This window comes from Elusimicrobiota bacterium (assembly GCA_041660185.1).
Taxonomy (GTDB): domain Bacteria; phylum Elusimicrobiota; class Elusimicrobia; order 2-01-FULL-59-12; family 2-01-FULL-59-12; genus JBAZWU01.
The window spans coordinates 36,755-52,119 of sequence record JBAZWU010000005.1; the positions used below are offsets into that span (position 1 = coordinate 36,755).

Consider the following 15,365-nt stretch of genomic DNA (forward strand, 5'->3'; position numbering starts at 1 on the left):
AGCCACGATGACTGATTCGCCTGTTTCATCCACCCACCGGCGCTGGGGACATGTGCCGGTGTTAGCCGCCGAGGTCGTGAAGGCGTTTGATTTCGGGCGCCCGGCCCTTGTGATTGACGGGACGCTGGGCGCCGGCGGTCACACGGAAGCCTTACTCGAACGCTATCCCGACATGCGGATTGTCGGGATGGATTGGGACACACTGGCGCTTTCGACCGCAGAGGAACGGCTCAGCCGTTTCGGGGAACGTTTCCAGTCGATTCAATCCAATTTCGCCGACCTGCCGGCGCGGCTGCCGGTCCTTTCTCCGTCGGGAATCGACGGCCTTTTACTCGATCTGGGGCTTTCGTCGCTTCAGCTCGAGGATGCTCAGCGCGGATTCAGTTTCCTGCGGCCCGGCCCTTTAGATATGCGGATGTCCCGTGAGCTGACCCAAACCGCCTGGGATGTCTTGCGCCAGTCTTCCGAGGAAGAACTGGCCCGGCTCTTCCGGACCTATGGGGAGGAAAAGCAGTCGCGCCGGATCGCATCCCTCCTCAAAGCAGCGCTGTCCAAAGGCGCGTTGGAAAACGATGCCTGGAAAGTGGCCGAGTTTATCCGATCGAACGCCCCTGCGCGGGGCGGACGAATTGATCCTTCGACGCGCTGTTTTCAGGCCCTGCGAATCGCCGTGAACCATGAACTGGAAAATCTGAAGGACCTGTTAGGACAGATGGAAAATGTTCTGGTTCCGGGCGGCCGGGTGGCCGTTATTTCGTTTCATTCCCTCGAGGACCGGCTGGTGAAACGCGCTTTTCAACAAGCGGCCAAGGGATGCATTTGCCCGCCGCAGGTTCCGCAGTGCGTTTGCGGCAAAAAACCGTGGGCCAGGCTTATCCCCCGCAAGGCCATTCAATCGACCGCCGACGAAATCGCCGGGAATCCGCGCGCGCGGAGTGCCCGGCTGCGTCTTTTAGAAAAACGATGAGATCCAAACAAGCCAATCGCGAAATGATCTTTTGGATCAAGATCGGCTGCGCCATTTTTGTCGCGATGTTTTTGACCGTCTGGGAACATGTGGAAGCCAATGTCCTGGCGCGAAAAACCGTACTCCTGCACAATGAAGTGGACCGCATCACCTACGAGAATGGCAAATTGCAGAACCAGATCTTCCAATGGATGTCTCCGACCCATCTGGAGGCCCTGGCCCGCCAGAAATTTGGCATGATCCCGCTGGAAAGTAAACACGTCATTGGAATTCAAAAGCCATGAGGATCCGCCGGTTGTGGGTCGCAAGCGTTTTGTCACTGGCCGCCTTCGTCCTGATTGTGACCCGTTTGGGCTATTTGCAGCTGTACTGCCATGCCGCCCTTCTTCAAAGGGCGAATCGGGAACACGCGCGTCAGCACGTGGACGATCGTTTGCCGCGCGGCGCCATTCTGGATCGATCCGGCGTGGTGCTGGCGATGAGCATCCAGGGAGGCGCTTGTTACGCGGACCCCCGGCGGGTGATGCGGGCGGATGAAACCGCGCGTCTCCTCTCTCCCATACTCCACATCCCGTCCAATGTTCTCCTGGGAAAATTGACTCAGAAGCGCCGTTTCGTCTGGCTGGCGCGCCGGCTGGATCCGGAAACGGTTCAGCACCTGCAGAACCTGCATCGTCCGGGAATATCGGTGGCTCCCGAACAGAAACGCTTTTATCCCGAAGACACTCTGGCTTCGCAGACCATCGGAGTGGTAGGCGATGAGCAAGAAGGACTCTCGGGTGTGGAATTGGTGGTCAACGGCTGGCTCAGCGGCCGGTCCACACCCTTTTTGTTCAAGCAATGGACCCTCGCCAAGCGTCCGGCGCATCCGCTCGCCGATCCCAGCGACCTGACGCCGCGCTCGATCGTGCTGACGCTGGATCGCCAGCTGCAGACGATCGTCGAGCAGGAACTGGCGGTTCAAATGCAGCTCTCCCGTCCGAAGAGCGGGACGGTGATCATCGAAGACCCGCAAACCGGTGAGATTTTGGCCATGGCCACAGCGCCTTCCTTTAATCCAAACCAATGGGGCGTACCGGGGAGCGCACAGCAGGAGAGTCCGGAACTGTTGTCCAATCCTGCCGTTGAGAAAATTATTGAGCCGGGCTCCACCTTCAAAATCGTGACCGCGGCGGCCGCGCTCGAGGAGAGGAAAGTCGCTTTGCACGACAACTTCTTTTGCGAAAACGGTTCCTGGCAGATTCCAGGCCGCCTCATTCATGACCACGAAAAAGAGGGCTGGCTGACCTTTACAGAAGTCATCAGCCACTCCTCCAATATCGGCACAGCCAAGGTCGCGATGCGTCTCGGCCAGACGGATCTGTACCGGTACGCACGCGCTTTCGGCTTCGGGATGCCCAGCGGCTGCGGTTTGCCTGGAGATGGCGTCGGTATTTTGAGACAACCCTCCCAGTGGCGGCCCTCGAGCCTGGGAACCATTTCATTCGGCCAAGAGGTTGGCGTGACGCCGCTGCAGATGGTCAATGCCTACTGCGTCATCGCCAATGGCGGCACCCTGCTTGAGCCGCGTCTCTATAAAGGATTCGTCGACGATGATGGAACGTATCAGGAGTGGCAGGCGAATCAACCGGTCCGCCGGGTGATTTCAACCAAGACGGCCCAAACGATGCGCCAGATTCTCCAGGAAGTTGTCGCCAACGGCACCGGAAAAGCGGCCCAGGTGGCCGGTCTGCCCGTTGCTGGAAAGACCGGCACCGCTCAGAAAATCGATCCCCTGACCCGTCAGTATTCCTCCAGCCGGTATCTGGCTTCGTTCTGTGGTTTTGCTCCGGCCGAGCATCCCCGGATTGTGATTGGTGTTTTCCTCGATGAACCACAGAACGGTTACTGGGGGGGGTCGGAAGCGGCACCTCTCTTCTCCCGCATCATGAGGAATGCGGCCTCCACCCTCCATTTTCCGAACACTCACTCCGGTCCCCTCCTGATCTCTCGAACGATTATCCGGATGTAAGATGTCAAAAACCCTCTCCTCCATCATTGACCATTTGCCTGCCCGCGTGAGCGGGAAAACCGATATCCTGATCGACGACATTGTTTTTGATTCCCGCCAGGTGAAGCCGGGGTCTCTCTTTGTGGCCATCCGAGGGGCGCATGAAGACGGTAACCGTTTTATCCCGGCGGCGATCGCCGCCGGTGCCCGTGCCATTGTCAGCGATCAGGAACCCCTTTCCGCCGCCGTCCCATGGATCCGGGTGCCGGATGCGCTGGCCGCGCTGAGTCCCCTCTCGATTCGTTTCTGGGATGATCCCTCTCGCCGGCTGAAAATGGTCGGCATCACCGGGACCAACGGCAAAACCACGATCACGTATCTTTTGGAATCCGTCTTTCAGGCCGCCGGATGGAAAACCGGAGTCATGGGGACCATCAATTACCGCTTTGGAAAAGACCTGATCCCGGCGCCGAACACGACCCCGTTTGCCAGTGAGGTTCAGCGCTTCCTGGCTCGCATCGCCGAGGCCGGCGCGCAGGCGTGCGTCATGGAAGTTTCGTCGCATGCGCTTTCCATGGGCCGAGTTGAAGGGGTTGATTTTGACGTAGCTGTCTTCACAAACCTCACCCAGGATCATCTCGATTACCATCGAACCATGGAGGAGTATGGGTCAGCCAAAACCAGGCTGTTTGCCTCCCTGAATCCGCAATCGCCCAAATCGACACCCAAGCGCGCGGTCATCAATTTTGATGATCCTCAGGCCAGCCGCATGGCGGAGGCGTCCCGCGTTCCAATCTTGCGCTACCGCCTCAACGGGCCGGCGGATATTTTTGCCCAGCGCCTTTCATCCGACGCAAACGGGAGCCGCTTTGAGGTCCACAGTCCGAAGGGAACGTTTCAGGTGAAACTTCCGTTATTGGGAGAGTACAACGTCATGAATGCGCTGGCGACGGTGGGCGCGGCTTGTGCGCTCGATCTTCCGGCCCCGGCGATCCAGACGGGTCTTCAAAACGTGCCTGGTGTTCCGGGCCGGGTGGAGCGAATCCTGGCCGGACAACCGTTTACGGTTGTCGTGGATTATGCGCATACCGAAGATGCCCTGCGAAAAGTGATGGCCACCCTCAAACGCTTGAATCCCAAACGACTGATTACTGTTTTTGGCTGCGGGGGAGACCGTGACCGCACCAAGCGGCCTCTGATGGGGGAAGCGGCGGCCGAACTCAGCGATGAAGTGATCGTGACGTCGGATAATCCGCGCAGCGAAGACCCGGGTCGCATCGCGCTCGATGTGGAGGTGGGACTGCGCCGAAAGCCTTCGGCCCGGTATCAGATTATCCTTGACCGCGAAGAGGCGATTGCCCAGGCCATCCGTCTGGCACGGCCCGGAGACATCCTGCTGATCGCCGGAAAAGGCCATGAACATTATCAGATTATCGGAACACGCTCCATTCCGTTTGACGATCGCGAGGTCGTCCGACGAATCCTTTCGGGCGCTTCCCAGTCATCGTGACGCTCACCCTCCGTCAATTTCTCTCGGCCACAAGCGGGTCCCTGATCTCCGGAACGCCGGATCAGCCGGTAGGACCGGTTTCGATTGACAGCCGCACCCTACGCTCCGGCCAGACGTTTATTGCGCTGCAAGGTCCTCACTTTGACGGGCACGACTATCTGCGCACGGCCGCGGACCGGGGGGCTTCGCTTCTGGTCATTCAGACGCTGGATGCGCGGGCCGATTTCCGGCCGATGCATATTCCGGATCTGATTCAAGTCCCGGATACGCTCAAGGCACTCCAGCAGTGGGGACGTTTTGTCCGGCAACAAACACCGGCAACCGTCATCGGGGTGACCGGCAGCAACGGCAAAACCACGACCAAAGAGATGCTGGCCGCCATTCTCCGGCGCTCCGGCAAAACGCTGGCCACGCGCGGCAATCTCAACAACCATATCGGCCTGCCCCTCATGTTGACGGAGTTGGAGCCGGACCATCGTTTTGCGGTCATTGAAATGGGAACCTCAAGAAAGGGCGACATGGCGGTGCTGGTGGAGGCGGCTCTTCCGCGCGTCGGGCTGATCACCAATGTCGGCAAAGATCATCTGGCCTTTTTGGGGTCGCCGGAGGGCGTTCTGGCCGAGAATCGACTGCTCTATGACCGGCTGCCGGCAGACGGGATCCGTATTGTGAATTTGGATGACCCTCTCTTAAAACCCCTGGCCACGCAACTCCCTGGGAGAGTCATCACCTACGGCAAGGATTTGAACGCGCAGGTGCGCGCCGAAGCGGTCGTTCCGGGCACCCCGCTTCGCTTAACACTCGTGCTGGAAGGAGAACCTTACCCGGTCACGCTGCAGACCTCCGCAACGATTCAGGTTCTCAATGCGCTGGCCGCCGCGGCCACCGCGCATGCGTTGGGCATTCCTCCGGCGGATATCCTGACCGGATTGGCGTCGTTCAAAGCCGCTGCTATGCGCTTGCAGGTCCATGAACAACCCAACGGTAGCCTGTTGGTGAATGATGCTTACAACGCTAATCCTTCGTCGATGCGGGCGTCGATCGCCAGCTTTTGCGAAACCTATTCGGACCGCAAACGCTGGGTCGTGCTGGGCGACATGCGGGAACTCGGCGTCCTGGCCCGGCAGGAACATGAAGAGCTGGGACACTGGCTCGCGCTGCAGCCGCTGGAGCGGGTCTGGCTCTACGGGCGCGACACGCGGTTTATTGAATCCGCCTTACGATCCGCAGGAACGCGAATGGCGGTTGATCGCTTCCGGAAAAAACGTTATCTTATCGAAGCGCTTCAACGGTCGCTGGAACATGAGCGGCCGGCTGTTTTGTTCAAGGCTTCCCGTAGCATGCAACTGGAAAAGGTGATCGAGCCTTTATTATCCGATTCGGTGAAGCCATCACCCCCGAGTGTCTCTGTCGGGGGTCCATCATGATGTTAACGACTCATTAGATCCCCCGCCAGTGACTGCGGGGGATGACGACAAGGGGTCCTAATGCTTTATTACGTTTATCTTTTCAAATCATCCTTCTCGCCGCTCAACGTCTTCCAGTACATCACCTTCCGTTCAGCCGGAGCGTTTCTCACCGCGCTGGTCATTAATTTTCTGGTGGCCCCGGCGATTATCCGCTGGCTGCGCGCCCAACGGGGGCATCAGGTCCGTGCCGAGGTCCCGGCCCAGCATAAGGTGAAAACCGGTACCCCGGCCATGGGCGGAATCATCATTTATCTGTCGATGATCGGTTCCTGTTTGTTATGGGCCCGGCTGGATGACCGGTTTGTCCTGCTGCAGTTTGTCTGTTGCACCGTGCTCTTTTTGATCGGCTATACGGACGACTACCTGAAAAAGCTGGAAGGGCGCAAGGACGGCCTGAACCCGAGCGTCAAAATGTCCGCCCAGTTGCTCCTCGGGCTTTTTATAGCCGGTTATCTCTACATGAATCCGCCCAACCTCTCATTCCCCTCGCACTTGAGCGTGCCTTACTCGAAAGAATGGGTGATCAACCTGGGGATTCTGTATATCCCGTTGTGCATGATGGTCCTGGTCGGATCCTCCAATGCGGTGAACCTGGCCGATGGTCTGGACGGTCTGGCCTGCGGCACGCTTATTTTTTCCGCGCTCACCTATCTGGTTTTCGCTTATCTGGCCGGCAACGCGCGTTTTTCCGAGTACCTTCGGATCATGGCGGTTCCTGGCGCTGGCGAGTTGGCCGTTGTACTGGCGGCGATGGTCGGTGCCTGTTTGGGATTTCTCTGGTACAACGCTTACCCTGCCGAGATTTTTATGGGTGATACCGGGTCCTTATTTCTGGGCGGATCGATCGGTCTGACCGCGCTCTGCGTCAAACAGGAGCTGCTATTGGTCATTGTGGGCGGCATCTTTGTGGCCGAGGCTCTTTCCGTGTTAGCCCAGGTCTATTCCTTTCGCGTGCATAAACGCCGTATCTTCAAGATGGCTCCGTTGCATCACCACTTTGAACTGATCGGCTGGCCCGAAACAAAAGTCACGATCCGTTTCTGGATCATCGCCATCGTCCTCGGACTTGTGGCGCTATCCTCACTCAAACTACGGTAATCCGGTATGTCCACTGACTTCAAGAACCGCCGTGTCGGTGTGCTCGGCGCCGGCAAGTCAGGACTGGCGGCTGCGGCTCTCCTGAAACGCCTGGGGGCGGACGTGCTTCTCAGTGATCAGGGGAAGATAGCGGGCGAGATTCCCAACGGGATTGCCGTCGAAGAAGGGGGACACTCATCCCGCTTGCTCGAGACCGATCTCCTGATCCGAAGCCCCGGCGTCCCCGGTCATTTGCCCCTTCTTGAAAAAGCGTCTCAGCAGGGAATCCCCGTCTGGAGCGAGATGGAACTGGGTTACCGGCAGATCCTGCCTGCCGGCAGGCAGGCCCGATACCGTGAGCTGATCGCCATTACCGGCACCAACGGCAAGACTACCACCACCACACTCGTCGGAGAATTCTTCAAGGCCGCGCGGCGCCACACGCTTGTCGGTGGAAATATCGGAACACCCCTCTCCTCGCTTGCGCTGCGTTCGACCACTCAATCCGTCCTGGTCCTGGAAATTTCCAGTTACCAGTTGGAAAACATTGAGACGTTCCACCCGACGATCTCCGCCATTTTAAACATTACGCCAGATCATCTGGAACATCATGGAACCATGCGGGCATACGCCGCAGCCAAAGGAAGGATTTTTGAGAACCAGACTTCCGAGGATGTGTGCATTCTGAATGCCGATGATGCCTGGTGTCGGCGTTTGGCCCGGCGTTGCCGCGCCCGCGTGTTCCTCTTTAGCCGCCAACGGACCTTATCTCAAGGGATCTATTTGGATCAGGGCGCTCTGGTGCTTCGGTGGAAAGGCCGCTGCACGCGTTGGGAGTTTAAAACCCTTCTGCCAGGTCCCCACAATATTGAGAATATTCTGGCGGCGGTTGCGATGGCGGTTGCCGGTAACGTTCCCTTGTCTGTGATTCAACGGGTGCTGGCCCGGTTCCGGGGGGTTGAGCATCGCCTTGAACGGGTTAGGCACCTGGACGGGGTTCGCTACATTAACGACTCCAAGGGAACCAATGTGGATTCCACGCGCGTGGCGCTCGCCTCTTTTTCCGAACCGCTGGTGGTGATCATGGGGGGGCGAGGGAAAGGGTCCCCTTATACACCGTTAAAACCCTTATTGAAGAAACGGGCCAAAAGGATTCTTTTGATCGGCGAAGAGTCGACACGCATTCGTCGGGAGTTGGGACGAACCGTTCCCTGTGAAGCGTGTGGCGCCTTACCCCGGGCGGTCCGCCGGGCGCGCGTCCTCGCGGCGCCCGGGGATGTGGTTCTGCTCTCCCCGGCCTGCGCGTCCTTTGATCAGTACCGGAACTATGAAGAACGTGGGAAACACTTTAAGGCGCTTGTACGAAAACTGACGTGAGATCCCGGGCTGTCATCGCGAGGACGTCAGATTCCTGGCGACCGTGGCGATCTGTCAGCTGTTTGACAGATTGCTTCGCTCCGCTCGCAATGACATCTTTTTTATGAACCGCCGAAAAGCGAAAACGTTGCGCATTGATCGTCCGCTGCTTCTGGCCACGCTCCTTCTTCTGGGGGTCGGTCTGGTGATGGTTTTTTCGGCCAGTGCCAACATGTCGGAAACACGTTTCGGCTCGGCCTATCTCTTTGTCCGGAAACAACTCCTGTGGGACGCGCTGGGGGCCGGTGCGATGTTCCTCTGCATGCGGATCGATTACCACCGCTGGCAAAAATGGTGCTGGCCTCTTTTAGGAATCGCCATTCTGTCGCTGGGAGCGGTGCTGGCCGTCGGTCCGGTTGTGAAAGGCGCTCAACGGTGGATTCACATGGGTCCTGTGACCTTTCAACCGTCGGAAATAGCCAAGCTCGCGCTTCTGCTTTGGCTGGCCGACTATCTGGATCGACACAAAAGCCATCTGAAGAATTTCCGCAGGGGATTTTTACCGCCGATGATGGTCGTGGGAGCTGTCCTTGGACTGATTCTGAAAGAACCGGACCTGGGCACGCCGATCCTGTTGGGGGGGGTCTGTTTGATGATGCTCTTTCTGGCTGGCGCCCGGCTGACGCATCTCGGGGGCACGATCCTTGCCGGTACCGGGCCGCTGATCTATGAGTTGTTTTGCGTCGGGTACCGCTACCGCCGGCTTAAAGTGTTTACAAATCCCTGGGCCGATGCGAGCGGCGCTGGCTATCAGCTGACTCAATCGTTGATGGCCTTTGGTTCGGGAGGGCTTTTTGGCAAGGGGCTTGGTGCCTCCACACTGAAACTGCTCTACCTGCCGGATCCCCATACAGACTTTATTTTTCCCGTGATCGGTGAAGAACTGGGTTTTATCGGCGCGCTCACGCTGGTCCTTCTGTTTGTTTTCTGGGGCATTCGGGGATGGCAGGTCGCTCGACGGGCGCCGGATCTTTTTGGCCAGCTCTTTGCAGCCGGGGTCACCGGCTGGGTTCTTTTACAGGCCGTCATTAATATGAGCGTCTCCTGTGGGCTGATGCCGACCAAAGGACTGCCGCTCCCTTTTGTTTCATTCGGCGGTTCATCCCTTGTCATTACGATGATGGCGGTCGGAATCATGCTGAACATTTCTTCTCAAGGACATATGGAACGCCGTTCAGAAACGCGGAGGTCCCACCAATGAGCGAACCATCCTCCAATCGGCCGCTGGCGTTGTTTGTAGCGGGGGGCACCGGCGGGCATCTCTACCCGGGCATCGCCGTGGCGCGCGCTTTTCGCGAGGCTGCGCCGTCCTGGGACGTCCTTTTTGTCATTCGCCGGGGGGACCTGGGACGAGAAGCGCTGGAACGGGAAGGATTGGCTGTCAGGGAAATAACCGGTCAGGGGATGCCGCGTGCGGTGACGTGGCGTGCGCTCCTGTTTCCATTTCGTTTTTTTACCGGAGCCTGGGAAGCCTGGCGTTTGGTTCGAAAGCACAAGCCCCGCGCCGTTATCGGGATGGGCGGTTACCTTTCCTTCCCCGTCTTGCTCGCCGCGCACCTGCAGCATATCCCGACCTTTATCCACGAACAAAACGTTTTACCCGGTCTGGCGAACCGGATCCTGGCGCGATGGGTCAATGCGGCGGCGGTCAGCTTCCCTGACAGCCAGTCCCGGTTGACGTCCAAACAGGTTTGGGTAACCGGTTTGCCGGTGCGTCAGGAGATCGGGAAGGTCTCTTCATTGGACGGGAAAAAAGCCTTCGGCCTCGACCCGGAGAAGATCACGTTTCTGATTTTTGGCGGGAGTCAGGGAGCGCAACACCTGAACGAGATTTTGCTCGACGTCTGGGGGAAACTGTCGCCGGAAACGGACCGGTTTCAAGTGCTTCATATCACGGGCCCGAGCCATCAGGCCGCCATGGAAACCGCGTACCGTTCCCTTCCGGTTCAATCGGTTGTTCTGGGGTATTGCCACGATATGCCGTCGGCATATGCCGCCGCTGATCTTGTGATTTGCCGGGCCGGTGCCTCAACGATCGCGGAGCTCCTGGCTGCCGAGCGGCCTTCGATTCTAGTTCCGTTTCCTTTTGCGTCCAAAAACCATCAGCTCTTGAATGCCCGGGTCCTGGAAAAAGAGGGTTTGGCCGAGGTGATTGAAGAGAGAAAGCTGGATCCGGAAGTCCTCGCCAGCCATTTGCGTAAATTAACGGCCCATCCCGAAATCCTCCAAGCCTGGCAAACCCGTTTCACCTCCAGCCAACTGCCGGAGATGCCTAAAGAAGCAGCCCTCCGGTTTGTAACAAATATCAAAAAGACATTAGACGTGTGACTCAGAAACGGCCCGGATAGGGAATTTCACACAGAATTCGGTGTGTCCCGGAACGCTTTGCACCTCGATCGTGCCGGAATGTTTTTCGACAATCTCATGGATGAGGCTCAGCCCCAGACCGGTTCCCTGACCGACCGGTTTGGTCGTAAAGAACGGATCAAAGATCTTCGAAAGGATCTCCGGTGGGATTCCCCCGCCGGTATCGGTGACTTTCAGGCAGACCCAAGACAGGGGATTTTCTTGCAACAATTCGGTCTTGATGCTCAAGACGCCTCCCGTCGGCATGGCATCCAGGGCATTCGTCGCCAAATTGATAATGACTTGCTGGATTTGATTCGGATTCCCCAGGATATGCGGTAGTTCCGGCTGCAGGCTCTTTTGAATATCCGCATTGATGAGACGGGCTTTGGCCTGGATCAGGTGGATGGCGGCTTCAAGCATCTGGTTCAAATCCATCGGTTCCAGTTCCGTCTTGGAAACGCGTGAAAAGACCAGTAGGTCCCGGACCAGATTCCTGCAACGAACGGCTTCCCGTACAATAGATTTGACGGCAGTCTCCAACGGGTTTCCCGGCGGGATGCGGACCAACGCGCCCTCGGCGAATCCGAGAATAACCCCCAGCGGATTGTTGATTTCGTGGGCCACCCCCGCGGCCAACTGTCCGACGGCTGACATTTTTTCCGATTGCCGGACCATGGCCTCCATATATTTGCGCTCGCTCACGTCTTTTAAGAGCAGCACAAAAGCCGCGGGTTGCCGGTTTTTGTCCAGCACGACAGAGGCGGACACGTTCAGAAAATGATCTTGAAAACCAAATTCATGGTCGCGGAAATTGCCGAGAGGAATGATCGACTCCATTTGTTCCAGGGAAAAAAGGCCGTGGCTGGCCTGGACCAGCGGAAGTCCCGTCAGGGAACCGGGTGTTTGATTGAAAAGGGTTTCCGCGGAAGCATTGGCCACACGGATCACACCTTCCCGGTCGACGACGAGCAGCGCTTCAACCATGGTGCTGATAATCTGCTCAACAGCAAAGGAGGGCGTGACATCGACCAATCGATACCGGAGGATCGTATAAAAACACGTGATAAGGAAAATGAGTGGCGGCAGCCATCCGAGGGGATAAACCGGCACTCCAAAACCGGGCAGGAAGTCATAGGATCCGACGTAGGAGATTATAAACGCAATGAAGAGAATATGGAGGCGTCTTTTCTTCTTCTCTTGGATGGCCCGGTGTTGTTCCCTCCATAAAATCCCCAGACACAATGTGATGAGAAGACCAAAGTAGCTGACATAAATCCGCATCCATGGCCCGAATTTCGCGTAGTAACCCCAGGAATAATGGTTGGTACCCAAGACCAGCCAGGGCGTGCAAACCATGATCCAGGCGAGTGGGAGCGAAACCAGGCTGATCGTCACAATCCAGGGGCGGAAGTGATAATACTGTTGAGTGACAACGACCATGAACAGAAAGATGACAACCGGGATAAAGTTGACGAAGAACAGACACAGGAGCATCCAAAAGAGCGCAGATCCTGGATTGTTTGAAACGAGCATCCAGCTCGTGCCGAGTTGCCAGCCGCCAAAAACGATCGTAAGAAGGAAAAAACTTAAAGCAATGGGCGATAGACCTTCCCAGAACAGGGCAAAGAGACCCAACCCGACAATCAGACATCCCACCAGGAAATAGGGAACAGCCAGGTAGGAGAAGGTGTAGTTCGCCGAATCCGCGATAGCCGAAAGAAGTGGAATACCCATTGGCCTACGGTTCTCTCACGTTGGGAGTTTGGACCGGGGATTTCATGCAGAATTCGGTGTGCCCCGGAATACTCTGCACGTCGATGGTTCCCGAGTGGCTTTGGACGATCTTCTGAACCAGGCTGAGTCCTCTAATCAACGCATAAATATCCACATACAGAATGAAGCTTCCAACGATGACATTGGGAACAGCGTAGTAGCAGAAGGAATAATTGCCCATATCCCAAACGTGCATAAACCCCTTGATACAAACCTAGATGGAATTCGCTTCGTCGACAAGGAAATTCTTTGCATCCGGGGCTTCCCTGCTGCCATCGCCAGGTCGCCAGACGTCTGGCGGGTCGCTCGCAATGACATCTTTAGGAATCGCTCAAAAAAATTTCTTGTTATACTGTCATTTATGAATGCCACGATCTTAATTGCAGATGATGATCCCATCATCGTGAGCCTCCTGAAGGAATATCTGACAGGAGGAAAGTATCGAGTCCTTGAATCGTATGACGGGGCAACAGCATTGACTCTGGCACGAGAGCAGAAACCTCATCTGATCATCATGGATTTGAACATGCCGCTGCTCAATGGCCTGCAGGCCTTGGAGGCGATGCGGGCGCAACCGGAAACAAAAGAGATCCCGATTGTTTTCCTTTCCGGTAACAGTTCCCGTCAATTGTCCGCGACCCTGCGAAACGAGCAGGGGGTCGCTCTTCTGGAAAAACCCATTGATTTAAACCAGCTGGAGTTCCTCTTGAGCAAACTACTGGGGCCGTCATCTCCCGGCGCCCATGGCCGAGTTTAAACTCGCATCTCCTTTCCAGCCGTCGGGCGACCAACCGGCCGCCATCCAGGAACTGGTTGAAGGTCTGCGCGCCAGGACCCGGCACCAGGTGCTTTTGGGCGTGACCGGCAGCGGCAAGACGTTTACCGCGGCCAACGTGATCGCTCAAATTCAGAAACCCACTCTGGTTTTGTCGCCCAACAAGATCCTGGCGGCCCAGCTGTACGCCGAGTTTAAACAGTTTTTCCCCGAGAATGCCGTCGAGTATTTTGTTTCGTACTACGACTATTACCAGCCGGAAGCCTATGTCCCGTCCTCGGATACCTTTATTGAGAAGGATTCGGCCGTCAACGAACACATCGACCGGCTTCGTTTGAAGGCCACCAGCTCCCTGCTGGAACGTCCCGATGTGATCGTCGTGGCATCGGTGTCCTGCATTTACGGTCTAGGATCCCCTGAAAACTACAAATCCATGTGCGTGAGTCTCGAAAAGGGGCAACGCGTGAGCCGTGAGGCGCTCCTGCAGAGTCTGGTCGACATCCATTACGAGCGACATTCACTCGAATTTGCCCGCGGGAAATTCCGAGTCAAAGGGGACACAATCGAAATCTTTCCGGCTTATCTGGAAACCGCGGTGCGCGTTGACTTATGGGGGGATGAGATCGAGAAACTATCTGAAATTCATCCCTTGACCGGTAAAATCATCCGGCCCAAGGCGCGTACCTACATTTACCCGGCCCGTCACTTTGTGACCACGCGACCCGAACTGGAGGCCGCTGTCAAGGACATCGAGGCTGAGCTGGCGGAACAACTGGCGTTGTTTCGCGCGAAGGGGAAACTCCTGGAGGCCCAGCGTCTGGAACAGCGGACGCGCTTTGATATCGAAATGATGCTCGAGATGGGTTTCTGCAACGGGATCGAAAATTATTCCAGGCCCTTGTCCGGGCGCAAGGTTGGGGAGCGCCCGGCGTGCCTGATTGATTATTTTCCAAAAGACTTCCTGCTTATCGTCGACGAATCCCATGTCGCCATTCCCCAGATCAACGGCATGTATGAAGGAGACCGCTCCCGGAAGCAGACCCTGGTGGATTACGGTTTTCGCCTCCCGTGCGCGCTCGACAACCGCCCGCTGATGTTCACCGAGTTTGAAGCCTTGATCCCGCAGACGATTTATGTCTCTGCAACACCGGGGTCCTACGAATTGGTCAAAACCAGGGGCGCCATCGTGGAACAGGTGATCCGTCCGACCGGTTTGGTCGATCCGGCGGTTGACATCCGGCCTACAGAAGGCCAGATGGATGACCTCATCCGGGAGCTGGAGCAAGTCGCGGCCCGGAAGGAACGCGCACTCGTGACCACCCTCACCAAACGCATGGCCGAAGATCTGGCGGATTATTTGACGAGAAAACAGCTGAAGGTCCGCTACCTTCACTCGGAAATAGACGCCCTGCAGCGCATCGATATTCTCAACGATTTGCGCAAAGGCGCTTTTGACGCGCTCATCGGGATTAACCTCCTCCGAGAAGGGCTGGATCTTCCGGAAGTAACACTGGTCGCGGTCCTTGACGCTGACAAAGAGGGGTTTTTGCGCAGCCAGACCACGCTCATCCAGGTGTGCGGCCGGGCCGCACGCAACGTGAACGGGCGGGTGATTCTATACGCTTCACAAACAACCGGGTCGATGGCCCGAGCTATTGAAGAAATGGAACGTCGACGACAAAAACAGCTTGTCTACAACCGTGACCATCACATTACACCCAGAACCATAGTGAAATCGATCCAGGAACTGGAGGAATTTCAGAATTCCGCACGGGAAGCTCATATCACGAAGATTTTTGTCGATGAAGAAGACGCCATTCGTCATCCCGAGCGCCTGCCGGACCTCGTAAAAGAATTGGAGGCTCGCATGTTGGAGGCGGCAGACCAGCTTCAATTTGAATTAGCCGCCACTTTGCGTGACAAGTTGTTTGAAATACGTCAGATGGCTCTCAAATCAGGCCCCTCCAGGTAAATGGTCGATTCGTATTGATATAACAACCAGAAGTGAATTTCACTATTATTGCACATTTCTATTGAAA

13 protein-coding genes are annotated in these 15,365 nt (G+C 56.7%); 11 read left to right on the plus strand and 2 right to left on the minus strand.

Annotated features, from left to right (window positions below; translation table 11 throughout):
• Positions 1–7 precede the first annotated feature (7 nt).
• The 9 genes from rsmH to murG all read left to right on the plus strand — a co-directional run bounded on the left by rsmH (position 8) and on the right by murG (position 10,757).
• Positions 8–967 carry a 16S rRNA (cytosine(1402)-N(4))-methyltransferase RsmH gene (gene rsmH, locus WC859_05335; protein MFA5975572.1) on the plus strand — a complete coding sequence of 320 codons (960 nt, stop codon included), beginning with the start codon at positions 8–10 and terminating at the stop codon, positions 965–967.
• A complete protein-coding gene (locus WC859_05340; protein ID MFA5975573.1) occupies positions 964–1,251 on the plus strand; it encodes a hypothetical protein in 288 nt (95 codons plus the stop codon). Before rsmH ends, WC859_05340 begins: the two co-directional genes overlap by 4 nt.
• A complete protein-coding gene (locus WC859_05345) occupies positions 1,248–2,978 on the plus strand; it encodes a penicillin-binding protein 2 (GenBank protein ID MFA5975574.1) in 1,731 nt (576 codons plus the stop codon). Before WC859_05340 ends, WC859_05345 begins: the two co-directional genes overlap by 4 nt.
• A gap of 1 nt (position 2,979) precedes the next feature.
• Positions 2,980–4,467 (plus strand): UDP-N-acetylmuramoyl-L-alanyl-D-glutamate--2,6-diaminopimelate ligase, encoded by a 1,488-nt coding sequence (locus WC859_05350; GenBank protein MFA5975575.1) that lies wholly within the window; start codon positions 2,980–2,982, stop codon positions 4,465–4,467.
• The gene (gene murF / locus WC859_05355; protein MFA5975576.1) at positions 4,464–5,894 is read left to right on the plus strand and encodes a UDP-N-acetylmuramoyl-tripeptide--D-alanyl-D-alanine ligase; all 1,431 of its coding nucleotides are present in this window, start codon (positions 4,464–4,466) and stop codon (positions 5,892–5,894) included. The genes WC859_05350 and murF overlap by 4 nt, the downstream gene beginning before the upstream one ends.
• 60 nt (positions 5,895–5,954) lie before the next feature.
• Positions 5,955–7,034, plus strand: a complete 1,080-nt coding sequence (gene mraY, locus WC859_05360) for a phospho-N-acetylmuramoyl-pentapeptide-transferase (GenBank protein ID MFA5975577.1) — start codon at positions 5,955–5,957, stop codon at positions 7,032–7,034.
• A 6-nt stretch (positions 7,035–7,040) separates the two neighbouring features.
• Positions 7,041–8,390, plus strand: coding sequence for a UDP-N-acetylmuramoyl-L-alanine--D-glutamate ligase (gene murD, locus WC859_05365; protein MFA5975578.1), 1,350 nt, complete (start codon positions 7,041–7,043; stop codon positions 8,388–8,390).
• Between the two features lie 103 nt (positions 8,391–8,493).
• Positions 8,494–9,630 (plus strand): putative lipid II flippase FtsW, encoded by a 1,137-nt coding sequence (ftsW, locus tag WC859_05370; protein ID MFA5975579.1) that lies wholly within the window; start codon positions 8,494–8,496, stop codon positions 9,628–9,630.
• The gene (murG, locus tag WC859_05375; GenBank protein MFA5975580.1) at positions 9,627–10,757 is read left to right on the plus strand and encodes an undecaprenyldiphospho-muramoylpentapeptide beta-N-acetylglucosaminyltransferase; all 1,131 of its coding nucleotides are present in this window, start codon (positions 9,627–9,629) and stop codon (positions 10,755–10,757) included. The genes ftsW and murG overlap by 4 nt, the downstream gene beginning before the upstream one ends.
• Here murG and WC859_05380 read toward each other — a convergent pair.
• Both WC859_05380 and WC859_05385 read right to left on the minus strand, forming a co-directional pair.
• On the minus strand, positions 10,746–12,512 hold the full coding sequence (locus tag WC859_05380; protein MFA5975581.1) for an ATP-binding protein: 1,767 nt from the start codon (positions 12,510–12,512) through the stop codon (positions 10,746–10,748). The genes murG and WC859_05380 overlap by 12 nt on opposite strands.
• Before the next feature lie 4 nt (positions 12,513–12,516).
• A complete protein-coding gene (locus tag WC859_05385; protein MFA5975582.1) occupies positions 12,517–12,747 on the minus strand; it encodes a hypothetical protein in 231 nt (76 codons plus the stop codon).
• Positions 12,748–12,912: 165 nt separating this feature from the next.
• On the opposite strand from WC859_05385, the gene WC859_05390 reads away from it, so the two are divergent.
• Both WC859_05390 and uvrB read left to right on the plus strand, forming a co-directional pair.
• Positions 12,913–13,308: a response regulator gene (locus WC859_05390; GenBank protein MFA5975583.1), complete on the plus strand. Its 396-nt coding sequence runs from the start codon at positions 12,913–12,915 to the stop codon at positions 13,306–13,308.
• A complete protein-coding gene (uvrB, locus tag WC859_05395) occupies positions 13,295–15,298 on the plus strand; it encodes an excinuclease ABC subunit UvrB (protein ID MFA5975584.1) in 2,004 nt (667 codons plus the stop codon). The genes WC859_05390 and uvrB overlap by 14 nt, the downstream gene beginning before the upstream one ends.
• Positions 15,299–15,365: the final 67 nt, after the last annotated feature.